This is a genomic window from Clostridium sp. JS66, assembly GCF_033561535.1.
GTDB classification, from domain to species: domain Bacteria; phylum Bacillota; class Clostridia; order Clostridiales; family Clostridiaceae; genus Clostridium_AM; species Clostridium_AM carboxidivorans.
Window position 1 is genome coordinate 5,355,880 of record NZ_CP131467.1, and the last position, 26,417, is coordinate 5,382,296.

The 26,417-nt window shown below is 30.2% G+C and carries 21 protein-coding genes; 1 reads left to right on the forward strand and 20 read right to left on the reverse strand.

Annotation, left to right across the window (positions count from 1 at the left end):
• Positions 1-213 precede the first annotated feature (213 nt).
• From fliY to recJ, 18 genes are all read right to left on the reverse strand, one after another.
• Positions 214-1,437: a flagellar motor switch phosphatase FliY gene (fliY, locus tag Q6H37_RS24820; protein WP_318737407.1), complete on the reverse strand. Its 1,224-nt coding sequence runs from the start codon at positions 1,435-1,437 to the stop codon at positions 214-216.
• The gene (gene fliM / locus Q6H37_RS24825; RefSeq protein ID WP_318737409.1) at positions 1,430-2,428 is read right to left on the reverse strand and encodes a flagellar motor switch protein FliM; all 999 of its coding nucleotides are present in this window, start codon (positions 2,426-2,428) and stop codon (positions 1,430-1,432) included. The genes fliY and fliM overlap by 8 nt, the downstream gene beginning before the upstream one ends.
• A gap of 30 nt (positions 2,429-2,458) precedes the next feature.
• A complete protein-coding gene (locus tag Q6H37_RS24830) occupies positions 2,459-2,857 on the reverse strand; it encodes a chemotaxis protein CheW (RefSeq protein WP_034826194.1) in 399 nt (132 codons plus the stop codon).
• A gap of 286 nt (positions 2,858-3,143) precedes the next feature.
• Positions 3,144-3,503, reverse strand: a complete 360-nt coding sequence (locus tag Q6H37_RS24835; protein ID WP_007059605.1) for a response regulator — start codon at positions 3,501-3,503, stop codon at positions 3,144-3,146.
• Positions 3,504-3,542: 39 nt separating this feature from the next.
• A complete protein-coding gene (locus Q6H37_RS24840) occupies positions 3,543-4,145 on the reverse strand; it encodes a chemotaxis protein CheC (protein ID WP_318737411.1) in 603 nt (200 codons plus the stop codon).
• Positions 4,146-4,161: 16 nt separating this feature from the next.
• Complete coding sequence (locus tag Q6H37_RS24845) at positions 4,162-6,216, reverse strand: chemotaxis protein CheA (protein WP_318737412.1); 2,055 nt, start codon at positions 6,214-6,216, stop codon at positions 4,162-4,164.
• Positions 6,217-6,228: 12 nt separating this feature from the next.
• The gene (locus Q6H37_RS24850) at positions 6,229-6,996 is read right to left on the reverse strand and encodes a protein-glutamate O-methyltransferase CheR (RefSeq protein WP_318737414.1); all 768 of its coding nucleotides are present in this window, start codon (positions 6,994-6,996) and stop codon (positions 6,229-6,231) included.
• A gap of 5 nt (positions 6,997-7,001) precedes the next feature.
• Positions 7,002-8,078 (reverse strand): chemotaxis response regulator protein-glutamate methylesterase, encoded by a 1,077-nt coding sequence (locus Q6H37_RS24855; RefSeq protein WP_318737416.1) that lies wholly within the window; start codon positions 8,076-8,078, stop codon positions 7,002-7,004.
• Between the two features lie 48 nt (positions 8,079-8,126).
• A complete protein-coding gene (locus Q6H37_RS24860) occupies positions 8,127-8,615 on the reverse strand; it encodes a chemotaxis protein CheD (RefSeq protein ID WP_318737418.1) in 489 nt (162 codons plus the stop codon).
• Positions 8,616-8,640: 25 nt separating this feature from the next.
• The gene (locus Q6H37_RS24865) at positions 8,641-9,087 is read right to left on the reverse strand and encodes a chemotaxis protein CheW (protein WP_318737420.1); all 447 of its coding nucleotides are present in this window, start codon (positions 9,085-9,087) and stop codon (positions 8,641-8,643) included.
• Positions 9,088-9,159: 72 nt separating this feature from the next.
• Positions 9,160-11,145 (reverse strand): flagellar assembly protein A, encoded by a 1,986-nt coding sequence (locus tag Q6H37_RS24870; protein ID WP_318737421.1) that lies wholly within the window; start codon positions 11,143-11,145, stop codon positions 9,160-9,162.
• Between the two features lie 274 nt (positions 11,146-11,419).
• Positions 11,420-12,247, reverse strand: coding sequence for an aminotransferase class IV (locus tag Q6H37_RS24875; protein WP_318737422.1), 828 nt, complete (start codon positions 12,245-12,247; stop codon positions 11,420-11,422).
• Between the two features lie 236 nt (positions 12,248-12,483).
• Positions 12,484-13,125, reverse strand: coding sequence for an HAD-IB family hydrolase (locus Q6H37_RS24880; protein WP_318737424.1), 642 nt, complete (start codon positions 13,123-13,125; stop codon positions 12,484-12,486).
• Between the two features lie 214 nt (positions 13,126-13,339).
• Positions 13,340-13,702, reverse strand: coding sequence for a DUF1292 domain-containing protein (locus tag Q6H37_RS24885; RefSeq protein WP_318737425.1), 363 nt, complete (start codon positions 13,700-13,702; stop codon positions 13,340-13,342).
• A gap of 139 nt (positions 13,703-13,841) precedes the next feature.
• On the reverse strand, positions 13,842-17,345 hold the full coding sequence (gene nifJ / locus Q6H37_RS24890; RefSeq protein WP_318737427.1) for a pyruvate:ferredoxin (flavodoxin) oxidoreductase: 3,504 nt from the start codon (positions 17,343-17,345) through the stop codon (positions 13,842-13,844).
• A gap of 440 nt (positions 17,346-17,785) precedes the next feature.
• Complete coding sequence (locus tag Q6H37_RS24895; protein WP_412523951.1) at positions 17,786-18,835, reverse strand: undecaprenyldiphospho-muramoylpentapeptide beta-N-acetylglucosaminyltransferase; 1,050 nt, start codon at positions 18,833-18,835, stop codon at positions 17,786-17,788.
• 135 nt (positions 18,836-18,970) lie between these two features.
• Entirely contained in the window at positions 18,971-21,046 is a 2,076-nt protein-coding gene (locus Q6H37_RS24900) for an ATP-binding protein (protein WP_318737430.1), read from the reverse strand.
• A gap of 111 nt (positions 21,047-21,157) precedes the next feature.
• Complete coding sequence (recJ, locus tag Q6H37_RS24905; protein ID WP_318737431.1) at positions 21,158-22,936, reverse strand: single-stranded-DNA-specific exonuclease RecJ; 1,779 nt, start codon at positions 22,934-22,936, stop codon at positions 21,158-21,160.
• A gap of 191 nt (positions 22,937-23,127) precedes the next feature.
• Here recJ and Q6H37_RS24910 point away from each other — a divergent pair, with 191 nt between their 5' ends.
• Positions 23,128-23,349 (forward strand): heavy-metal-associated domain-containing protein, encoded by a 222-nt coding sequence (locus Q6H37_RS24910; protein WP_318737433.1) that lies wholly within the window; start codon positions 23,128-23,130, stop codon positions 23,347-23,349.
• A gap of 210 nt (positions 23,350-23,559) precedes the next feature.
• Here Q6H37_RS24910 and Q6H37_RS24915 read toward each other — a convergent pair whose 3' ends face one another.
• Positions 23,560-25,248 (reverse strand): MutS-related protein, encoded by a 1,689-nt coding sequence (locus Q6H37_RS24915; RefSeq protein WP_318743154.1) that lies wholly within the window; start codon positions 25,246-25,248, stop codon positions 23,560-23,562.
• Between the two features lie 361 nt (positions 25,249-25,609).
• Positions 25,610-26,359 carry a SagB/ThcOx family dehydrogenase gene (locus Q6H37_RS24920; RefSeq protein WP_318737434.1) on the reverse strand — a complete coding sequence of 250 codons (750 nt, stop codon included), beginning with the start codon at positions 26,357-26,359 and terminating at the stop codon, positions 25,610-25,612.
• Positions 26,360-26,417 lie beyond the last annotated feature (58 nt).

Below are 26,417 nucleotides of genomic sequence, written 5' to 3' on the forward strand. Positions count from 1 at the left end.
CCTAACATTTATCAAGTGAAACAACTTCTCTTCTATGCATTGCTAATAGTATTATCGGGTATAAAAATCCAATGTTTATACCTGATAATAAAAGAAAAACCTTTATTTTTACTTCAAAATCCCTTTTTTTAACTACTTTAATGAGAACATAAATTTTATTAAAATTTCAAATTTAAAAATAAAACAAAAACAGCCTTTTTAAGGCTGCTTCTCTTATTTTAAAGATTTAATTCTTTCTTCACTACTTATAATGCTTGTAATTCTTACACCAAAGTTTTCATCTACTACAACTACTTCACCATAAGCTACTCTTTTTCCATTTACAAGTATTTCTACAGGTTCTTCTGCCAATTTATCTAACTCTATTAGAGATCCTGTTCCTAAATTTAATATATCCTTTATATTCTTTTTCGTTCTTCCTAGTACTACAGATATGTCTAAAGGTACATCTAATATTAAATCTATGTTCTTAGGCATTTCTGCACTTGGGCCTATAGGAGCTAAAGGCTGAAATGCTGCTTGCTTAACTTCAACCTTTGGAGCACTTGGTGCTTCTATAGGTTTTTCATATATAGTTTGCTGTGGTGGTGCCTGATATTGCGCTTGTGGCTGCTGTGGTTGACTTTGCTGTACTTGCGGTTGTGACACTGGTTCTGGCTGTGGTGAAGCTGCTTGCGGCTCTGACTGAGCTGGTGCTTCTCCCTCAGGAGATTCCTGTCCCATCATTATTGATACTATCTTTTTTGCCGTAGCTATTGGCAATATTTGCATTATAGTACTATCTACTAAATCACCTATTGCTAAAGAAAAGGAAACTTTAATTATTGGTTCATCCTCCGATATACCTTTAGCCACAGGAGATTTCAAATCATTCCATATTGTAGATACAGGTGGGGATATATTTACTTCTCTCATAAACATGGTAGCCATAGACGTTGCTGCAGAACCTATCATTTGGTTCATGGCCTCCGATACAGCACTAAGTTCTATTTCAGATAGTTCCTTAGGATCACCTTCTACCTTTCCATCTCCACCCATCATGAGGTTTGCAATTACAGCTGCATCTGTAATTTTCATAACAAGAAGATTTTCTCCAACTATACCGCTTACATACTTAACTTCCAAAGCAACATTTGGAACTTCAAATTGATCTTTTAAATCCTTTAATCTAGTTATACTCACTATTGGAGTAGTTATATTTACCTGTTGATTAATTATTGTAGAAAGTGCTGTGGATGCAGAACCCATAGATATATTACCAATTTCTCCTAGTAAGTCTCTTTCTATATCCGTTAATGCAGGTAATTCTGTTTCATCTGATGTCTCTGGTGTTTCCCCTGAAGCTTTTATTTCTTCTGATGGTTCAGGTGGTGTGTCTTCGCCTCCCCCATTTAAAAGTGCATCTATTTCTTCTTGTGAAAGAAACCCATTACTCATAATTTTCCACATCCTTATCTATAATATCTAGTATCTGAACCCCCATATTTTTCCCCAATATTCCTGGTTTTCCATAGCAATATGGCTTATCTTCCACCATTAACTTAATAGGCGTATTTGCTTTATCATTCAAGGTTAACACATCACCTACACCTAATCTCAAGAAATCATCTACAGTAATATTTGTATTACCTAACACCGCAGTAAGACTCATATTTACTATATTTAATCTTTGTCTTAATTTTGCTCTAGATTCTTCTAATATTGCTTCATCATTACTGTCTTGGAACCAATATTGTACTACAAGCTTATCCAATACTTTTTCTATACTTAAATAAGGTATACATATATTAATAAAGGTGCTGCTTTTGCCCATTTCTACAGAAAAAGTTATTAAGGCTACTGCTTCATTTGGTGCTAAAGTCTGATTTAATGCTGGATTAGTTTCTAATCCTTCTATTTCAGTATTAACTTCAAGCACGTCATCCCAGGCTAATTTCAAATTAGATATAAGACCTGTATTTATGACCATCATAATGTTTTTATCAATGTCTGTAAATTCTCTTGCTTTATACTTTCCCGTTCCTTTTCCACCTAAAAGCACATCTATTATTTCAAAAGAAAACTGTGGATTTGTTTCAAATAATACAGATCCACTTAAAGGCGGCATTTTAAATACAGTAAGGATTGTGGGATTTGGCACAGAGTGAATAAACTCTTCGTAAGTTATTTGCTGTACAGACTCTATTTTCACTTTTACATTACTTCTTACCTGTGCAGTTAAATAATTTGAAATTATTCTAGCATAGTTATCATGAATAAGTTCAAGCGTCCTTATATGATCTTTTGAAAATTTTTGAGGACTTCTAAAATCATAAGGCTTAACCTTTTGCTTTTCTTCTTCTTTTGGTACTTCATCTGGAGTTAATTCTCCAGCAGACAAGGCAGCTAAAAGAGCATCTATCTCGCTCTGCGATAATACATCTGCCATTCTCTTCCCTCATTTCCTATTAAAGAATTTCTAATTTGAAAGAAGTTTATCTATATCTATAAGTGTTACAATTCTATCTTTAAAATTTATAACTCCTTCGATATAGGCTTTTTTACCATCGTTTATTTTTTCTATTATTCCTTCTTCCACTTCTAAAACTTCATCCACTTGATCAACTGTTATTCCTACTAATTCATCTTCCATTTCTAAGATAATTATATTATTTTGTTTTTCTTCAGATTTTGATACATCTAATAAAAGATTTATATCTAAAAGTGATATCACATTACCTCTTAAATTTATGAGTCCTTTTATATGTCCTGGTGCCTTTGGAACTTTTGTAATTTCCATAGCATCATTTATACTTTGAACCTTTGCAGTTTCTACTGCAAACTGTTCGTTATTTAATTTAAATACAACAACCTGCATCATTTAACACCTCCATGTTAATTGCCGCAAAATACTGTTTTTACTGCAGCACTCTTAACATCCCTTTATTTTAATTCCATCATAACTCAATTGAGAATGGGAAATTTAGAATGGAGAACTAATGCAAACTTTAATATAAAATTTAATATCACTCAATAAATTCTCGTCTAAATTTATAATATCTTTATATGCCATAAATAAATTTTAGCTAAATTTTTATTTCCAATTCTCAATTCTATAAGTGACAGATAACCTAATTTGTCATCTGTCACTAAAATTTACATTTTTATCCTATTACTTTTTTGATAGCTTCTAGTACTCTATCTGGTTGAAATGGCTTTACAATAAAATCTTTTGCTCCTGCCTTTATTGCATCCATAACCATTGTCTGCTGTCCCATAGCTGAACACATTATTATTTTAGCTGATGGATCGAATGCCTTTATTGCTTTTACAGCTTCTATTCCATCCATATCTGGCATAGTTATATCCATAGTTACTACATCTGGTCTTTCCTTTTTATACAATTCTACGGCTTTTAGACCGTTATTTCCTTCTCCTATTACTTCAAATCCATTTTTTTCTAATATATCCTTTATCATCATTCTCATAAAAGCAGCATCATCAACAATTAATACTTTTGACATTTTATTCCCTCCAAATCTATTTACTCCTGTTGTTATTATTTAAACTCCTAATGCACTTAACATTTTCTCAAGTGAACCAGGCATTGGTACATAATAAAAGTGTCCACTTATTTCCATCTCAGATTCTCCCTGGATAAACATAGTTTCTATATCAAGTACATAATCATCAAACTGTCCTGATTCTATAAATGTTGTAGAAAGTATTGCTCCTAGCATGTCATAACTTACTGCTGGAACAGAAGGCATTATAGCTAGTCCAGTAAATCTTGATATAGCATTCATATATGAACTAGATATTATATTACCTATTTCACATATTACAGAATTACCCATTTCACTTAAATATTCTTCTTTTTCACCAGTTAAAGTTTCTACCAAATTTAGTGCAGTATCTTTTTCAAATACAAATAATATATTACCCGGTGCTTCACCTAAAACCCTCACTATAACTCCTACAACTATTTCGTCTCCACCTATACTTGAAAAAATATCATCAAAAGGTACAATATTTATGTCAGGAACTGTCATATCCACTTTTCTATTTATAAGTTGTGACAGTGCTGTAGCTGCATTTCCTGTACCTATATTTCCTACTTCCCTTAGTGCATCAAGCTGTAATGGCGTCATGTCTTGATAGCTCATATACTATTTTACCTCCCTACACTAAAGCAGCAACGTCTAGTATTAATGTTACTAACCCGTCTCCAAGTATTGTTGCTCCTATATATTCTTTTAGTCCTTGAAGTGTTTTTCCAAGAGGTTTTATAACTATTTCCTTTTGTCCAAACAATCCATCTACCATGAGTCCTACAGTCTTTTCTCCAACATTTACTATTACTATATAGTTTTTAGCACTATCCTCTTTAGTTAAATTAAGTCTATTACTTAATCTTACAAGAGGTGTTACATTGCCATTGTGTATTATAACTTCTTTATTATTAGTCATTTTAACTAAGTCATCACTATAATCTATAACCCTATCTATATATCCTAATGATATAGCCATAGTTTCAGTTCCAACCTTAACAAGTAAAGCTTGAATTATTTGAAGAGTTAATGGAAGCCTTATTATAAAGGATGATCCTTTATCTTTTTCACTTATTAAGTCTACGGTACCACCAAGAGCCGATATCTTAGTTTTTACTACATCCATACCAACTCCTCTACCAGAAATATCCGTAACCTGTTCATTAGTACTAAAGCCCTGCATAAAGATTAAATTTCTTATATCATTATCAGACATTCCTTCTGTATTTATTCCTAATCTTTCTGCTTTAGCTTTTACTTTATCTACAGGTACTCCAGATCCATCGTCCTCTACCTTTATTACAGCTTTAGTTCCTTCTTGATAAGCTATAAGTTTTATTTTTCCAACTTCACTTTTACCTTTAGCTAATCTCTCTTCCTTTGGTTCAATACCATGATCTGCTGCATTTCTTAATAAATGAATTAAAGGTTCTCCTATTTCATCTATTACGGTTCTATCTAATTCAGTTTCTGAACCCTGTATAATAAGTTCCATTTCCTTATCTAATTCTACAGAAAGATCTCTTATCATTCTTGGAAATCTATTAAATACAGTATCCACTGGAAGCATTCTGATCTTCATAACTAAATCTTGAAGATCTGATGTAGTTCTAGCTACCTGCTCTAAAGTTTCATTTAAATCATTAAATTTATAATTACTACTTATTTGCTCTAATCTTGTTCTATGAATAACTAGTTCTGAAACCATATTCATAAACTTATCCAATCTTTCAAGATCTACTCTTACAGATTGATGAGCTTTTTTATGTGTTGTTTCTTTATGAGGTGCTTTTACGCTCTTTGCTGGTGTATTTGTTGCTGCTGGTTTTGGCTGTATTGCAGGTTTTTGTTCATGAGCTTTAGCTTTTACCTCATCATCTTTAGATTTTTCCTCTATTCTCTTAGCTTTTTCCTGTTTTACATCTACATCAGTAACGCTAACCCTATCTACCTCTGATATATTCATTAAACTATTACTTACATCATCTTTTTCTTTAGTAGATAAAAGTATTAAATCTATTTCAAAATCAAAATTTTCATTTTCTATATCTTCTGTACTTGGTACAGATTTTATTATCTCTCCAAAATCCTCAAGATTTTTAAATACAAGGAAAGCTCTAGCAGATTTTAAAAGTGTATTCTCACTTAGAAATATTTTTATCTGATAACATTTAAATCCTTTATCTTCTGCTTGCTTTACTACATTAATATCATATTCATTTAGCTCTATATTAACTTTTTTACCTGCAGCACTCTCTTCCTTTACAGGTTCTTCAGGTTTGCTTTCCATCTGTGGATTTTCATCTGCAAATTCTTTAATTGTTTCAAGCTCATTCATTATATCAACAATTGAAACTTCATCTTCAACTCCATCAGATATATTGTTAACCATTTGTTCCAAAGTGTCAAGACATTTAAATAACACAGTTACAACTTTTTGAGTAACCTTAAGCTTTCCTTCTCTAAATTCTGATAGTACATCCTCCATTTTGTGAGTGAGCTCTGCCATTTCATTAAAACCCATAGTAGCAGCCATACCTTTTATTGTATGAGCTACTCTAAATATTTCATTTAGTTTATCTATATTTTCTGGCTCCTGTTCAAGTTGAAGTAGTGACTCATTTAATGTTTGTAAGTTGTCCATAGATTCTTCAAGAAACATAGACATATATTGTGAAGTGTCCATTTTATCCCCTCCTTACAGCTTTCTATATATAAATGTAGAAGCTTTTTCAAATCCATAATCTCTATAATTGTATATACTTTCAGTTGCTCCTACAAATAGTAGTCCACCTTTTTTTAACGATTCGCTAAATTTTTTATATATTTTATCCTTTATATCCTGGTTAAAATATATTACCACATTTCTACATACAATTAAATCAAAATCCCTATCATAGTTTTCAAGTATTAAATCATGTTTTTTAAAAGTTACCATATTTTTTATTTTAGGACTCATGATATATTTATCGCCCTGATTCGCAAAATATTTATCCAAATATTCCTTTTTTACATTTTTTATTTCCGAAACTACATATTCGCCTCTTTTGGCTCTTTCAATTATAGTATTATCTATATCTGTTGCTATTATCTTATGTCTTCCTGTAGGTGAAATTTCATCTAAGTACATTGCTATAGAATAAGGTTCTGCGCCTATGGAACAAGCTGCACTCCATATTTTTAAAGAACTGCTATTCCTTAAAAGTTCACTTTTAAGCTTATCCTTAAGTTCTTCAAATATTTCGGGATTTCTAAAAAACTCTGAAACATTTATGGTTATAAAGTCTAAAAACTTTTGTTTTTGTTCTGGATCTTTTTTTAGCATTTCTATGTACTGCTCTATGGAACTTGCTCCTACTCTTGACATTAAACTATTTATTCTTCTATGAAGCTGGTTTGATTTATAGGCAGATAGGTTTATACTAAATTCTTTAAGCACCCATTTTTCAAAATAGCCCATATCCATAAAATCTACCTCCTATTTCCTGATACTGCTGTTATTATTTCATGTGCTACATTATCTATTGGTAATACTATATCCACCATACCTGTTTCATAAGCTGCTTTAGGCATACCATATATAGTACAAGTTGACTTGTCCTCAGCTATAGTTATACCCCCCCCTTTTTTTATTTCTATTGTTCCATCAGCACCGTCTTTTCCCATTCCAGTAAGTACTACACTTACAATTTGAGAACCGTATACTTTTGATGCAGAAATAAATAATCTATCTACTGCTGGGCGTACTCCCCATATAGGAGGTTCAGTGTTTAAATGTATTTTACAATCTCCCCCTACCTCCATATGAAATCCTCCTTGAGCTACATATACTGTATCTTTTTTTATATTCATGCCTTCTGACGCTTCTACAACGTGTATCTTACTATTTGAATCAAGTCTTTCTGAAAAAGCCTTAGTAAACCCCACAGGCATGTGTTGTACAACAAATACAGGAACTCCTAAATTTTCCGGCAAAGCTGTAATTACTGTATATATTGCCTTTGGTCCTCCAGTAGATGCTCCTATAACTACTGCTTCAATTTTATCTGATCTACTTTTTAAATTATTACTATATTCTACTTTTGTTTTAATTTTATTTTCCACTTGTATACTGTCATTAATCATTTTATTTTTTGGCAACCCCTTTTTAAATGCCAATCTTATTTTTTCAATCAGTTCATTTTTAATTTTATCTATATCAAGAGATATTTGTCCAGAAGGTTTTGGTATAAAATCAAATGCTCCTGCTGCAAGACAATCCATAGTAAGCTCAGGCCCTCTTTTTGAAATACTACTTAAAACTACTACTGGCACATTGATATTCTTTTTTTTTAATTCCTTTAAAGCAGTAATTCCATCTATTTTAGGCATTTCAACATCTAGCGTTATAACATCAGGCACACTACCTTTTGACAATTTAATTAGTAAATCTTCTCCATTTCTTGCAATATCCATAGTTTCCATGTCATATTGTTCATTTATCATATCCGATATAAATTTTCTCATGAGGGCAGAATCATCTACAACCAAAACTTTAATCTTATTCAAACTACCACCTCTTTTTTACTTAAGCCTATGGCATATTTCACCATCAAATTAAAGTTCCCTTACTCCCATTCCTACTGTTTTTATTTTTACATCTCCACTTCCAGCATCCAGTATCATAGTTCTTCCTTTATTTCCACCGATATCTTCTCCCATTATAGGTATTGAGTATTCTTTTAAAGCATTTTTTACTGCTATACCATTTCTATTTCCAATATCCATTATCATGCTTTTATCTGAAAAATTAAACATAGAAGCTCCTCCAGCTATTTTAGCTTTAAGATTTCTTCTTGATGCTCCTAGCTTTTCCAGTTTTTCTATTAATATAGGAACTGCTAAATCAGCAAATTTCAGCGGATTTGTTACATTATTAAACTGAGTACTATCCGGAAGCATTATATGTGCAAGCCCACCTAATGATTTTGTATTATCATACATAGCTATTCCTATACAAGAACCCAACCCCACAGTTATTATTCTGTCAGGAGAAAAAGCTGTATTTAAATCTGCAATTCCTACTTTTATCTCTTTTATCTCCATATATATGCACCTTTCATTTTATAAATTAAATAAGCTTTTTTTCATCTTCTGTCAATATGCTTGCAAGGTTTAGAAATATAATTATTCTTCCTTGTATTTTCACCAGGCCTTTTATATATCTCTTTGAAATTCCTACTGCTATTTCAGGTGGAGCTTCTATTTCATTTTCATTTATGTTTCTCACTTCTGATACCACATCAACTATTACTCCAAATTTATTATCTTCTTGCTTTGATACTATTATTTTAGCATCATTTTTCTTTTCTTCTTTTCTTAAATTGAACCTTTTAGCTAAAGAAATTACCGGTAATACATCGCCTTGGTAATTTATAACTCCTTCTACAAAGGCTGGAGAATCAGGAAGTTTAGTTGGCTGTTCATATCCCAAAATTCTTTCAACTTCCATAATATCTGTAGCATAGTCTTCTCCATTTATGTTAAATATTAATATCTTAGCTTCTTTACTGTCCATTTTTTCACAACTCCTCCTCACTTTGCTAAATATAGTCTAAAACTTTGCAAAATGTGTGCTTAAATAATTCAATTACAGTTTTAGCTTGTCTACTATTATGTCACCACTACTGTCTATATATGCATGTACTCCTCTACTTGGTGTATCCAGTACATATTCCCTATTTCCTACTAAAAACACCGTATTTTGATAAGCTTCATCAATCCATATGTGTCCACCTTTTTCAACTTTTAATTTTGTAGATACACCTGCCGTACTTCCAACTATTCTACACTTAATTTCATTTTTAGCATTTAAACTTCCGCCCCTAGCTACACTTCTCTCCTGCATAAAATATATACTTCCATTTGCTGTAATATTAGATATATATTCACCCTTTCCAGATATAACAACGTCACCTGAACTTTGCACATTTGAATCCTGACAGTAAGATAGCTTTACGTTTACAGGTATGGATAAGTCATTTTGGAAACCTATTAGCTTTTCTTCTACAGCTTCTACTATCTTGTACAATATTGAATGATGTTCTATACTAATAGGAGTTATTCCTATTAACTTTGTTTTTATAAGTTTTACTAAATTTTCTTCTTCATAACTATTCAATTGTCTATTTAAATCTGCAACAACATTTATGCACAGCTTTGAAAATGTTTTAAACTTATTTTCTATAAGAATCTTTATTATCTCTCCATCCTTCTTATCTGGCCCTAAAAGATTAAACTTTTTTATTTCTTCTACTGCTCCTATTAAATTGTTTAGTGTTTCTTTAAAGCTCTCTAAATCCTTTATAGTCTTAAGCTTTCCTACATCTTCTCCTCCAGCAAATATTTCAGCAGCAATTACATTTCCTTTAACATTTATGTCTCCATTTGACCTTATATTAGCTCTTTCAACATCCTTTTCTATAGTCAATGAGTTTCCACATTCTACTTCCATGCCTTCTTTTACATTACCATATATAATTATGTCTCCCATAAATTTTATGTTTCCTGTTTTTAAATCTACATCACTTCTAACTTCATGAATTGGATAAACATAAAAAGCATTACTTTTTATACATGGTTTACCTGCTATAGCTGCAAATATCAAATTTTCACTGCTTGTACATCCTTCTCCTATCTTTATCTTTAACTTTTTCCCTGGTTTATGTTTTTTAATTCTTCCATTAACATCACAACCATCCTTGCCTTCATCCCCAGAATGTATCTCTCCTATTAAATCTCCTTTTTCTACTGCTGCTACAGAACCTATGCTTTTAAAATCTATGTTTCCAACTTTGTCTTCTTTTAACTTTTTTAAATCTTCATCAGTGCTAAATTTTATTTCTACAAAATCGCTTTTTCCATTTTCTACTTGTTGACCTGTAGCAACTATAAAGTTCTTACAAGGATTTTCTACACAGGATTTTAAATTTTCTTCTATTATACCATATACTACATTATTATTGGCTAACTCTTGCTTAAGTTCTTCAATGTTATATCTAGGAGGACAATTTTTCTTAATGGCTTCTGGTTTTAAAACAGCCATTGTAGTTTCTGATATATCCTTTAATTTATATATATTTTCAGGTTTATATATAATTGTTGCATAAGCTTCCATTGCATCATCAGATAAAGTAATTTTCAACTGCCTTTGAGCTTTACTTTCTTCAAAAAAAACTTCTATTTTACTTTCCTCAAAAACTTCTTTTTTTCCTCTAATTTGTTCACCATCTACTAGAACTTTTATGTTATCACTCACTGCTATAGCAGCAGGTGCTCCATTTTCTTTAGGATTTTTAACTACTATTTTTCCATCTACTATTTTTACATTACCATCGTTTTCATCTATAGTTAAATTTTCATTATTATTCTCAGTTTCTTTATCTTCCTTATCTTCCTTACTAACTTCAATTTTTATATCATCAGGAAACTCTATTTCTACAGTCACCCTTTTTCTAAATAAATGTTTCTTTTCATCTAAAACTTTAAACTTCAATTGTTCTGTATTTACACAAAATTCATCACAAGCCTTTTTTATACACTTCTCTAAAGAAGATTCTTCATATACTTTTTTCATTGATCTTCCCCCCCATATTAGATATAAATCAAACTCTTTCAAATTTCAAAAGGTTCTTAATATTATCGTTTTATTTTTTCCCTACTTTATCTAATGTTTATATTATTTAAGTTTTCTTTCATAAACAAACATTATGTATAAGTTTATTATACCATGTGCATATAGTGACATAAAATACCTATTCTCTACTTTATGAGAAAATATTAATAAAATGAGCTTAAAAAGTATAAGCTCATTCACAGTACATTACATATTATAATAAATTTATCTATAATTATATGAAGTTTGAAATATCCTCTTTTAAAGCTTCATCATAAGCTTTCATTATCTTAGAAACTACTTCATTTTGTGCAGATTTAAAGCTAATTTCATCTACAGAACTTACAGGTAAAACCTTGGGAGAAGTTCCTGATATAAATAGTGCGTCTAAGTTTTCTAAATCATTGCAACTAATCTTCTCTTCTTTCACAGCTATATCATTTTTTTCACATAAGCGCATTATAACGCTTCTAGTAACTCCTGGTAAAACATCTTCAAGAGGTGCTGTTAAAACACTTTTCCCCTTAATCATAAATATATTAGATTTACTTCCTTCTGTTATATGTCCATTTCTATCCACTAATATTGCTTCAAATGCATTGCTATCTACTATTTTCTTATCTACCATAGTTCTAAAATCTGCATTTATAATCTTTGCATTAGGATTTTCCCTTTCACCATGATAAAGTATTGTATGTACTCCATTTTCATAATCTTGTAAATTAGGATAATGATGTTTTACAAAATAACACAAAAAAATCTTTTTATTTTCTTCTTGAAAATTGAATAAGAATTTTATATTACCTAAACTAGCTTTATTTACTTTTATTAACTGAAGCATTTTTTCTTTTACTTCATCTTTACTAAGCCATAAATTTAACTTAGATACTCTAGAGGAATTATCCATTCTCTCCAAGTGCTTATCTAAGAATAAAGGTTTCCCATCTACTATTCTTATAACTTCATATAAGGATTTGCCTTTATGCAATATATTCTCATCAAATTCTTCAGATTTTTTAACTTCTGAATTACATATAAAATATTTGCTAAAGCATTCACTCATTAAAATCACTCCATTAAATAATTTTTATTTTATCCGATCGCTACCATTGCTAACACCCCCACCTTCTATCAAGGTGTGGGATAAGCACTGTTACGCGCCTGGATAAGTTCTTCTAAAGTTCAGCTTGGTAAAATGGCTAAATAGCATTTTACGAGCTTTACTCCTGAGAAAGTTATCCTTATAAGAAAACTCTATCTGAACTTAAGAATTACTTGATAACAATTATTATACCACACTTACTTCCAGTTTAATATTTTAATTTTATCATGTCCTTTTTTATAATTAATAAGAAATGGATTTCCTACCAAATTGAAAAGTGGCATATCTGATAATGAATCAGAAAACATATATGAGTTTTTAAAATCTACTTCTACATTTTCTTTCTTTAAAACTTCCATTAACCTTTTTACTTTTTCTTCTCCCTTGCAATTTTCTCCCACGATTTTTCTTCTGTATTTACCATTTTCACAGGTAAACCTTGTACCTATTACCATATCTACTTCTTTTATATTGTATAATTCATCTAAATAAAACTCCGCCGATGCTGATATTAAATATATTTTACAACCTTCAGCTTTTAACTTTTTAATGGTGTCTATGGCATCTTTATAGAATATTTTACTTAGTCTAGTTCTATAGAATTCTTCAACTAGCCTTTTCATCTTAATTTCTTCTATTCCATCTATAAATGATATAAAATTTTCCTTTGCCTTTCCTGCATCTAACACTTTAAATGCATAAAACAATACAGATACAAAGCTTTTAGGAAGATGTATTATAAGCTTAGGATCCTTTTTTAGCATAAATAAATAAAACTCCATAAGGGTTTCTCTCTTTGTTAAAGTATAATCCACATCAAAGATTGCTAGTCTCTCCAAAGTAACACTCCTTTTTATTAAAATGAAACTCCTCCTCCTTAGCGTCGGATGAGTAAGCGGTCATCTCGAAATCATAGATTTTGGATGTCTGCTTAATAAAGAAAGCCAATGCATTACTGCAACGGCTTTCTTTTATTTAACCTAATTTAAAATTTTAACTAATACATGAAAATTTTCAAGCTTCAGTTGCATTAAAATATCTGGTTAAATTCAACTATTCTTGTTCTTTTTCTTCATTTTTTACCATTTCTTCATAGTAAGCTGATACTTCTTCAAACTCCTTATCATCAGGAATTACAAGTTCTCCTTCTTCTCCTTCACCTACTACTTTAAATAAATATACTGCTCCATTATCTGGATGTTGTACTATAGCATATTCACTATCTTTATATTCAAATCCATCAACTACTTCACATGGAACTGTATTTCCGTTTTCATCTTCTAAATCAACTATTATACTTTCATGTTCTCCACAGCCGCAGCCACAATCATGTTCATGTTCATGAGTATGTTCTCCACATCCACAACTTTCATCATTACAGCCACAACCGCAGTCATGTAAATTTTCTTTATCCATAAATAAAAATCCTCCTTAAATATGTTATGTTCTAATTGTACCCTTAATTACCGAATTTTAAAAGCACTTTTTTAATTTATGTCATAAATATTTTTATTCATAAAAAAAGAAGTGCCTAAGCACTTCTTTTCTTCTTATATTATTTTGCTGCAAGTTCTTTGTATCCAGCAAGTCTTTCCTTAGCATCTCTTTCAGTTTTTTCAAATAATGCTTCTGCAGCTTCTGGGAATTGTTTAGAAAGTGAAGCATATCTTACTTCGCCCATTAAGAATTCTCTGAAGTCTCCAGTTGGTTCTTTTGAATCCAATGAGAATGGATTCTTTCCTTCTTCTTTTAATGCTGGATTGTATCTGTATAATGCCCAGTATCCACAATCAACAGCTTTCTTAGATTCTAATTGGCTCTTACCCATGCTAGCTTTTAAGCCGTGGTTGATACATGGTGAGTAACCAATTACTAATGATGGTCCTGGATATGCTTCTGCTTCAGCTAAAGCTTTTACTAATTGGTTCTTATCAGCACCCATAGAAACTTGTGCTACATATACATAGCCATAGCTCATAGCCATCATACCAAGATCTTTTTTCTTAGTCTTCTTACCACTAGCTGCAAATTTAGCTATAGCAGCTGTTGGAGTAGCTTTTGATGATTGTCCACCTGTATTTGAGTAAACTTCTGTATCAAATACAAATACATTTACATCTTCTCCTGATGCTAGAACGTGGTCTAATCCGCCGTATCCGATATCATAAGACCATCCGTCTCCACCGAATATCCAATGTGATCTCTTAACTAAGAAATCTTTGTTGTCATATATTTCTTTTACTAAACCGCAGTCAGTCTTTTCAGCTTCGATTGCAGCTATTACTTTATCAGCTCTTTCTCTTGAACCTTCTCCAACATTTATGTTGTCTAACCAGTCTTGAAGAGCTGCTTTTAAGTCTAAACTTGCATTTCCGCCTAGTACTTCTTTTACAGTCATAGCTAATTTATCTCTTAATTGTTCAACTCCAAGGAACATTCCAAGACCAAATTGAGCATTATCTTCAAATAATGAGTTAGCCCATGATGGACCATGTCCTCTATGGTTAGTAGTATATGGAGTTGCTGGTGCTGATGCTCCCCAGATTGATGAACATCCAGTAGCATTAGCTATCATCATTCTGTCACCAAATAATTGAGTTACAACTTTAGCGTATGAAGTTTCCATACAACCTGCACATGAACCTGAGAACTCAAGTAATGGTTTTTCAAATTGGCTTCCCTTTACAGAGAATTTCTTAGCTGGGTTTTCTTTATGTGATACTGTCATAGCATAATCCCATGCAGCAGACTTCTCTAATTGAGTATCAAGAGGCTTCATAACAAGAGCTTTTTCCTTAGCTGGACATATATCTGCACAGTTTCCACAACCTAAACAATCAAGTGGTGATACTGCCATATGGAATTTAAGTCCTTTAGCTCCTGATGCATCCTTAGCTTCAAATCCTGCTGGTGCAGCAGCAACTTCTGCTTCATTAGCAAGAATTGGTCTTATTGCAGCATGTGGACATACAAATGCACACTGGTTACATTGTATACACTTGTCCATTTGCCATTCTGGAACATTTATAGCTACGCCTCTCTTTTCGTAAGCAGCAGTTCCTTGTGGGAATGTACCATCTTCCATTCCTACGAATGCACTTACAGGAAGTTTGTCTCCTTCTTGTCTGTTCATTGGGTTAACGATTTTTTTGATGAATTCTGGAATTTCAGTAGTTGCAGCAGCTTCTTCTTCTAAATTAGCCCATGAAGCTGGAACATCTATCTTAACTATTGATTCAACACCCTTATCGATAGCAGCATTGTTCATATCAACAACTTTTTGTCCCTTCTTACCATAAGAAGTTACAACTGCATCTTTTAAGTATTTGATAGCGTCATCAACTGGAATAACGTTAGAAAGCTTGAAGAATGCTGATTGCATTATCATGTTAATTCTTCCGCCAAGACCAATTTCTTGAGCTATTTTAACAGCATTTAATGTATAGAATTCAATATTATTTTCAGCTATGAATTTCTTATATGAAGCTGGTAAATGTGCTTCTACTTCTTCTGGAGTCCAAATAGTATTTAATAAGAACTTACCGCCTTTTTTCAATCCTTCTAATACATTATATTTGTAAACATATGATTGATTATGACAAGCTACGAAATCAGCTTTATTTATTAAGTATGGTGACTTGATTGGAGTCTTACCAAATCTTAAGTGTGAAACTGTTATTCCACCTGATTTCTTTGAGTCATAGAAGAAATATCCTTGAGCATACATGTCTGTTTTGTCTCCGATAATCTTTATAGCACTCTTGTTTGCTCCAACAGTACCATCTGATCCAAGACCCCAGAACTTACAAGCTTTAGTTCCTTCTGGTGTTGTATCTATATCTTCTCCAACTGGTAATGAAGTATTAGTTACATCATCAACTATACCAATTGTAAATCCATTCTTAGGATTTTCTAATTTTAAGTTTTCAAATATTGGAAGAATGTGAGCTGGTACAGGATCTTTTGAACCTAATCCAAATCTTCCTCCAACTATTACTGGTTGTTCTTCTTTTCCGTAGAATGCATTCTTAACATCTAAGAATAAAGGTTCTCCTATTGAACCTGGTTCTTTAGTTCTATCAAGAACTGCTATTTTCTTTGCAGTCTTTGGTATATATTTAAAGAAGTGATCTAATGAGAATGGTCTATATAAATGAACTGTTAATAAACCAACTTTTTCTCCCTTAGCTGTTAAGTAATCTATTGTTTCTTCAATTGTATCACATACTGAACCCATAGCTATTATTATTCTATCAGCATCTGGAGCTCCATAATAATTGAATAAGTGATATTCTCTTCCTGTTAATTTAGTCATTTCAGCCATGTAGCCTTCAACTATTTCAGGAATTGCTTCATAATATTTATTTGAAACTTCTCTTTCTTGGAAGTATATATCTGCATTTTGAGCAGTACCACGAGTTACTGGGTGATCTGGATTTAATGCTCTTCTTCTAAATGCATTTACAGCATCCATATCAACTAAATCTTTTAATTCATCATATTCTAAAACTTCAATTTTTTGTACTTCATGTGAAGTTCTAAATCCATCGAAGAAATTTAAAAATGGAACTCTTCCCTTTATTGCTGATAAGTGAGCAACAGCTGAAAGATCCATAACTTGTTGTACTGAACTTTCTGCAAGCATTGCAAAACCAGTTTGTCTACAAGCCATAACGTCTTGATGATCTCCAAATATGTTAAGTGAATTTGTAGCAAGTGCTCTTGCTGATACATGGAATACTCCTGGTAGAAGTTCTCCAGCTATTTTATACATATTAGGTATCATAAGTAAAAGACCTTGTGATGCAGTATATGTAGAAGTTAATGCACCTGCTTGTAATGAACCGTGAACAGCACCTGCTGCGCCACCTTCTGATTCCATTTCCATAACCTTTACAGATTGTCCAAAAATATTTTTTCTTCCTTGTGCTACCCATTCATCAACATGTTCAGCCATTGGTGATGATGGTGTTATAGGGAATATTGCTGCTACATCAATAAATGCATATGAAATATGAGCTGCAGCTGTGTTTCCATCCATAGTCTTCATTTTTCTCATAAAAAATTTCCCTTCTTTCTCTTATATTAAAATCTATAAAAAGATTATGCAGATAATTTCTGCATATTAATTATAGCCATAATAAATGATATTATGTCATTTCTTTTAGTTTATATATGCCTAATAAGTTGTAAAAGTTACATTTATTGTTTTAATTGTATTTAAACTTTTCTATTAAGCCTACTTTTTTACTATACAACAAATTTATTTTGTTGTAAAATCCCATTTAAATAGCTTTTTAACACATTATCAATCTCTTATTTTATATTACTATATAAAGGTACTTTTATTCAAGTATTAATTAAAAATTTTTTTTGCTGTTAAATACTTCTTATTTTACTGTACTAATTTCCTTATCATTTGAAACCATTGACTTAACACAATTTTCGACAAACTGTTTTTTTGTATTTAACTAACTGTTTAATATTTTTTAAACATTTTCATTTTGTGTACTTTTTTATAGTATTTATTATAGCTTCGGTTCCATTTTTAACTGTGCTATTTTCCATATTATTTGTATATTTATTTCTATTATTACATAATTCTCTTAAATTTTCCATTAAAACATTTTCATTCAATTCTTCTTCTTGTATCACAATACTATATCCACTCTTTTCAAAAGAAGCTGCATTTAAAATTTGATCTCCTCTGCTGGATTTCTTTGAAAGTGGAACTAGTATATTAGGTTTTTTTAAAGCTAGAAGTTCAAATATTACATTAGCACCTGCTCTTGATAAAACTATATCTGCTGCATTCATAATATGCGGAAGTTCTTCGTTTATGTATTCAAATTGCTTATAACCTTTTTTCTCCACTAATCCTTTATCTAGGTTTCCTTTTCCACATATATGAACAATATTATAGTCTTCTAAAAATTTGTCTATATTGTTTCTTATAATATCATTAATGAATTTAGATCCAAGACTTCCCCCTATTATTAAAAGCACAGGCTTTTCTTGCCCAAATCCACAAATTTTGCGTCCTAATATTCTACTTCCATTTAATAGTTCTTCCCTTATAGGCGTCCCTGTAAGTACCGCTTTGTTATCCTTTACTTTATTTACGGATTCAGGGAAAGTTACACATACTTTAGTACAATAAGGAGTTGAAAGTCTGTTTGCAAGTCCTGGAGTCATGTCAGACTCATGAGCAATAACTGGAATTTTATTTAGATGAGCCGCTATAACCACTGGTACAGCTACAAATCCACCTTTTGAAAACACTATATTAGGTTTTTCTTTTTTCATTATCAATATTGCTTGACATATTCCTTTTATTACTTTAAAAGGATCTGTAAAATTTTTTATATCAAAATATCTCCTAAGTTTTCCACTAGATATTGCATAATAATCAATCTTTTCTTGTTCAATTATTTTTCTTTCTATACCATCCTTGGTTCCTATATATTTTATTTCATATCCTAGTTCTTTTAGTTTCGGTACTAAAGCAAGGTTTGGTGTAACATGTCCCGCTGAACCTCCACCAGTCATTATTATTTTTTTCAACCTTTTTCCTCCCAACACTTATTTCAAATAATAGAATCTATATTTCCAATTTATATAATACTACTTTAATATTGTTTAGTCTATAATATTGTACTTTTCGTTATTAATGGGCCTAGATTTTTAATTTATATCTGAAAATTCCACATTTATTCTATCATTTATATTTTCTGTTAAAATAGCATAATTACCTATATGATTTTCTTTTTCACTAACCTTTTTTAATTTCACTATAAACTCAGTACCTTTGCCTACCTCACTTATGACTTCAATTTCTCCATCCATAAGTTCTATTATTTTTTTTACTAAAGCGAGTCCAATACCAGTTCCTTCAGCTCTCCTGGTCAATGAACTATTTAACTGTGAAAATCTATCAAATATAGAGTTTATTTTATCACCAGGTATACCTATACCAAAATCCTTTACACTTAAATAAAAATATTCTTCTTCACTTTTAAGCGTTACTATAATCTTTTTTCCTTCAGGCGTAAATTTTATAGCATTTGAAAGAAGATTCAATAAAATTTTTTCATATTTATCCTTATCTAACCTTACATTAATTTCTTCTTGATTAGTATCAAAGATAAGTTCTATACCTTTACTTACAGCATATGAATTAGAAGAGTTTATAATAACCTCACTTACATAGACTGCTTCAAAATCAGTATTATTTACACTTAGAAAACCTGCTTCTGCCTTTGATATATCTAATATGTTGTTAATAAGTTTCAACAATCTACTACAATTTTGATTAATTCTAGAAAGCGTTTTATCCATATTGGGAGTTATTTCTTTATCATAAACATCATAAGCCAATTGTAATGATGAACAAATTATAGTTAACGGAGTTCTTAATTCATGAGAAATTATCGTAAAAAATTCATCCTTTAATTTTGTTATTTTCTCAAGCTCAATATTGTGATTTACCTCTTCTGTAATATCAGATCCATAAATATGTATTCTAGTATTGCTATTTTTATTTTTGTAAGGCGTAAATTTTATCTTATAAAATCTCTCCTCACCTTTATCATCTTGTATTTTATAAGGATTAACAGCATATGGTTTGTTTTTTTCTCCTACACTATTTAATATTTTATATAAATTTTCGTTAACATATTTGTAATTTCCTTTTTCAAAATCTAAAGCCTTTTCATCAAACATAGTATAGTTATTATAGCCAAGTATTTGTTCATACTTTTTGTTTATAAGCCTATAGCTTATATCTGGATACTCTACTACAGCTATAGGTACATCTACAGTATTTACTACATCTTTTATAAAAGCAGCTTGCTCTTCTGCGTTTATTTGGTGAAGTCTGGATTCCGTGACATCTTTTATTGTCATTATAGTATAGATTATTTCATCGTTTTTATTTAATATGGGTGATATATTTAATTCTAGATATTTAATTTCAAAAGTAACTCTATCCTCAATTTTAAATATCATATTTCTCATAGTTTTTTTTACTTTAATATAATCATAAATGGTTTTTTCACTAGTTTGTCCTTCATCATTAATATAAATTGCTTTATACTTTTGTGAAAATGCATTTCCATCTATTAATTCTATAACTTTTAAATTTAATATTTTAAAAACTGCCTTATTACACAAACTTAATTTTTCATTGGTATCAAAAACCATGATTCCTTCTGAAATATTGTTTATAACATCCTTTAAATGCATAAGATGCTGCTTTTCTCTATTTCTTAATATTTCTATAATGTCGCACTTAGTCTTTAATTCTGTTGACAATTCCAAAAACTTTTTTCTCTCATCCTTAATTTTTGCATTATACATATAATCATCTATTGTACTTGCAAATATCAAGACTGCTCCTTCAACTTTATTTTTTTTTATTAAAGGAAAGCATGTTAATGAAGCATGTTTAATTTTAGAATTGCATTTAAACTTTAAAACTTCATTTTTTGTATCTTCTTGATTGTTTATAGCTCTATATAATGGACTATCTTTTTTTTCAACTTCTTTATTAGTTTCCGTAGAAAGTTTATACTTACATGAGGCATCAAAAAAATTTTTAAAATCATTTATTTGATATTTAAGTAGAATGCTTTTTGCCTTATCATTAATATAAATTATATCCCCATCTTTATTTGTTACACATAAAAAATTCGGAAATGTTTCTGCTAATTTTTCCGCTAAATTGCTGCCACTGAATATATCACTTATAGAGTTATTCATTAATAAATTTCCCCCAATTCACAATTATGATAAATTAGATTATACATTTAACATAATTAATTTCTTTATTTACCACAAAGTTCCCCTTATTGTATTTATAGCAGTAAATTTTTACATGGATAACCTAAAATCCTTTACCACTAATTGCAATGACCTATTCCCATTAAATTCATTTATTTCTGGTGAAAATATAAAGTCCAATTTCAAATTGGCTATATTACTTTGCAAAATTTCTTTAAGTCTTTTCTCACCATAACTTTCTTCTATGATTTGTTTAAATTTATCTCCACCATCAAAACAAATAGCATCTAATTTTTCAAAGTTATTTGTATTTCTGCAGAAAAATTTCACTACATTTTTTTCCTTACCAATAAAATATACTCTAAATACATTTATATTTTTTTCTGCAAAATAAGGATGAGAATTGCTCTTTCCAAATGGTTCTAATTTTTGAATTTCATTTATTAAATCAAAGTTAACTTCATTTAAGCTTAATTGTTTATCTATCCTTATTTTAGGTGTTATATCATCTTTTGTGAGACAACAGTTATCATTTAAAGCTTTCCTAAAATTATCTATATTTTGTTCTTCTATAGACAATCCAGCCGCTAAAGGATGACCTCCAAACTTTTTTAACATATCTTTGCATCTTGTAAGCTCATGAAACATATTATATTCTTCAATAGATCTACCTGAGCCTTTAGGCGTTTTTTCTCCTTTTGTAATTACAATAGATGGTACATTATATTTTTCTTTCAATCTTCCTGCAACGATACCAGCTATGCTTTCATGAACATCTTTCTTATAAATGACTAAAACTTTATCATCTTTCATATTTGAATTCTCTATAGTCTCTATAATTTGATTTACGCTATCCATAGTCATGTTTTGTCTTTGCAAATTTAATTCATGAAGTTTTTTTGCAAAACATTTAGCTTCTTCATCATCATTACATAAAAGAAGTTTCAAAGCCAACGTAGCACTATCTAGTCTTCCTGTAGCATTTATACATGGTCCTATAACAAAACCTATATGATATGAATTTATTTTCTTTTCATCCAAAGCCGTTTCCTTTATAAGTGCTTTCAATCCAATATTCTCAGTTTTGTTTAACATGTCCAAACCATTTTTAGCAATAATTCTGTTTTCATCTAATAAATCTACTACATCACATATAGTTCCAATGGCTGCATATTCTATGAATTTATATGATTTTTTTTCGTCTATTCCCATTTTACTATAAAGCACTTGTACAAATTTAAATGCTACCCCTGCGCCACACAGTGATTTGAAAGGATAATTACAGTCTTCTTGTTTTGGATTTATTATGGCATCTGCTTCAGGTATAACAAAACTTTTCTCCCCATCAGCTTCTTCTGTAAATGGTATATCATGGTGATCTGTTATTACCACTGTCATATGAAGTTCTTTGGCAATTTTTATTTGTTCCAAGGCTGATATACCATTGTCACAGGTTATTATAGTATCATACCCTTCTTCTTTAAGTGCTTTTATACTTTCACTATTTATACCATAACCTTCTGTAATCCTGTCTGGTATATGATATTTTACTTCAGCTCCACACTCTACAAGAGCAGAATACAAAATGTATGTACTTATAATTCCATCTGCATCATAATCACCATATACTACTATTTTATTTTTTTTCAATATAGCATTCTTTATAATGCTTGTTCCCTTATCCATATCCTTCATAAGTAGAGGATCATATAAATACTCCAATGAAGGATTCATAAACTTCCTTATTTTGTCCTCCGTTTTTACTCCTCTATTTATTAAAATGCATGCTAAAATTTCACTTATCCCTAAATTTTTAGCTATATGTCTTGCATCTCCCTTGCATCTTTTTAACATCCATTTTTTTTTCAAACTTTCCACCTCTTTCTTTACTATATTATTATATATTCTAAAACAGAAAGTTAAAAGCATATGTAACTGTTATATTATGCCTTTAGCTTTAATTTGCCACAATATTTTAAGTTAAATACTAATTTTGTTATAAAATTCATTTAAATGTACAAAATGTATACTATGATAAAAATTGAAAGAGAGGACTTAAGATGAAAAAGAAATTAACAATTGATGGAATGAGTTGTATGCACTGCGTAAATCGTGTTTACCATGCTCTAATGAATATTTCCGAAGTAACTTCTGTAGATATAGATTTAAAAACTCAAATTGCATTTTTAGAAAGCAATAAGACTATTGATAATGATATAATTAAATCTGCTATATCAAATGCTGGATATAAAGTTACTGAAATAGAAAAAATTTATGTTTAAGGCATCTAAAAGAAAATAATAAGTCCAGATACGGCGAATATTTTGTGTCAGGCAATGAAGAAGGTTCCGCAGATAATAAAAGCTATCTAAGGGTTCTGCCAACGCCACATAACACAAAATAGACTAGCATATGGACTTATTATTCTTTGAAAATACTTAAGATAAAATAATAATTTACAAAATCATATAACTATTTTCTTATAAAATTTTTTATTCTGCTTCCCATACTCCATCTTTCAAAAACTTATATGCCTTTTCTTCTGCTTTTTTAACAATAACATCACTATATCCCAAAATGCCTAAAAGCTTTATAGCATTTTGTGTATTTGATCTTCCTTGGTGTACTAGATAATCAAATGTTATTTGATTATCTATAATCTTTTCCTCAAAATGATAGTTAGAAAAATATCTTTCTAATATATATGTAAGTTCTACATCATGTGTTGCTGCAACACATATACAATTATTTAAAGTTAAATATTTTAAAACCTGTGATGAAGCTGATATTCTCTCTACAGTATTAGTTCCTCTAAGAATTTCATCTATAAAGCATATAGTAGGTATATCGCAGTTTAATGCATCAATAATTCTTTTTAATGATTTAGTTTCAGCAATATAATAACTCTCATTATTAAATATATCATCCTTTAAAGCCATAGAAGTATATATTTTAAAATAGCAGCATTTGAATTCTTTAGCCAAACAAGTATATATAGTTTGGGCTAAAATAATATTTATAGCCACTGTTTTTAAAAAAGTTGATTTTCCAGAGGCATTAGATCCTGTAATTAAAATAGAATCTGAAACTTTCATGGAATTAGATACTTGTTCTTTCATAAGAGGATGATTTATATCCTTGAAAATAATAGCTGCATCTTGTTTACTTAAGCATTTAACTAATTCTGGAGTAACATAGCCTTCAAGTCTTTCTCTGTATGATGCAATAGATATTGAGCTATCTATAATACCTACAGCTTCAAATATGATTTTAAATTCTTCACTTTTTTCTATAAGCGTATTCGAGATTTTTTCGTAATTAATTAAATCCAAAAGAAAAATTATACTAATATATTCATTCATAACTCCAACGTCTGTGCCATTGTTCCCCAAAGTAAACGAAGCATTCTTAATACTTTTTATTAGAGTAATGGCTTCCTTTAATTTTTTATTACAAATTTCTAATTCTTCTAGATTTTCTTTTAAAATTAAATCTGCAGTTTTAACTATTTGGACTATGTACTTAAAGGATTCAATCTTATATTTAATATTATTTTGGTCAATATAGTACACAAGCGCATTTATAACACAAGCTATAGAAACTATAAATAAACCAATATATGGGCTTAGGAATGCAATACATATACCTACTATAGGTACTATTGCTAAAGCTCTGTAAAAATTCAAATTGGATTTCTTTTTTTCCCCTTCGGGATTATAAAAATAGTCTGATATAAAACAATTTCTCTTTTTACCTAATTTAGCAAGGATGTATTGTATCTTTTTCCTCTCTTTTTCATGAGTCTGAAAGAATTTTATTAATTTATCCCTATATTTAAGTTTTTCTTCATCATATAAAGGCTCTCTTAAAATATTATACAAGTATTGTTCACCAGGACTGCTTTCAGTAGTATTTACTTTTTTGAAAATGCTATCCATACTCAAATCATTCCAGGTAATTTCATCAATAAAAAATGCTCTTTTTTCATCTTGTTTTCTATTGTTGAAGTATTCTGCTATTGTTTTTAAGTCATCACTTCTTAGTTTTTCATCTGCATCCTTTCCCCAACAACTCTCTATCCTCTCCTTAAGCTTCCCATTTCTCTCTGCATTTAATCCCAAAGAAATCCCAGTAGTTAACACCACAATTATTAAAATATAACCTACAACAGCCACCATCATTTTCACCCCTCTGCATCCTTACATCATCATTGATTGGTAAATATTGTTTTTTAATCCTAATAAAAGGTATTCTATGTATTTTACTAAAATCCTTCCGCACAATGTAATAAAATTTAAGAATAAAAATGATTAGGGTACTTATATTAAAACGATGTAATTTTAATGTATTCAAATCTGGCAGGCTGCCATCTAAAAAATTTTTTACGATTGTTTCAAAAAATATTCAAAGTGACTAAAAGAATCCATAGTCACTTTGAATAGTATTTATTAAAGAAGAAACATTTAAAAATAAATGTAGAAATTTTCTAATCTATTGTGCAGAATATGAGTTTCAAACAACTTTTTTATTTTATAAAGTTTTTCATTCTGCCTTACCAACAGCAGCTAAATAAATTGCAAATTCTTCATTACCATCTACATTTATAAGCTCATCAATCTTCTCCTGATCATATGCTGCTACAGCACATACTCCTGCATTTATGCACTCTGCTGATAAATATAAGTTTTCACAGACATGACCTGCATCTAAGGCTATTAGTTTAGGTGAAGCTATATCATATCTCCATTCCATTCTATATGGAATAGTAGTCCAAATAAAAGTTACTGCACTTTTTCCTACAAATCTTTGATTAAATACAGCCTCATCTAGTTTCCCTTGTAAATCTTCAACAGAAAACAAAAAGGATAATTTATGTTCAAGAGGTAAATATCTATAAATTCCTTTTTCCAAGCCTTCAACTTTTGAAACAGCTATGTAAGTTTCAAATGAATGTCTAGCTCCAGCTGAAGGCACAGTTCTTAATGTAGCATATCCTTTATTAACTATTTTTTTAACTCCTTGTACGCTCCAAAGCAAAAATGATAATTCTTCTAAAGATAGAGGCTGATTTGAAAAAACTCTCCTTGTTTTTCTATGTTTCAACGCTTCGAAAACACTGGTTTCCCCTAAATTTATATCTTGAATAGATACCAAATCAATTAAAGGAATTGAAGATGAAGAACTTTTTTGAACTGCTGGTTGAGCCAATTCCTTTTCCTGATCTGTTTTAATATTATCTAATTCTTTAAACACATTAGCTTTTAAAAAATCTTTTAATACTTCTTTATTCATAGTAAACCATCTGCCTTTCCGAAAATTTTCTTAAAATTCAAATATATTTACAATTATT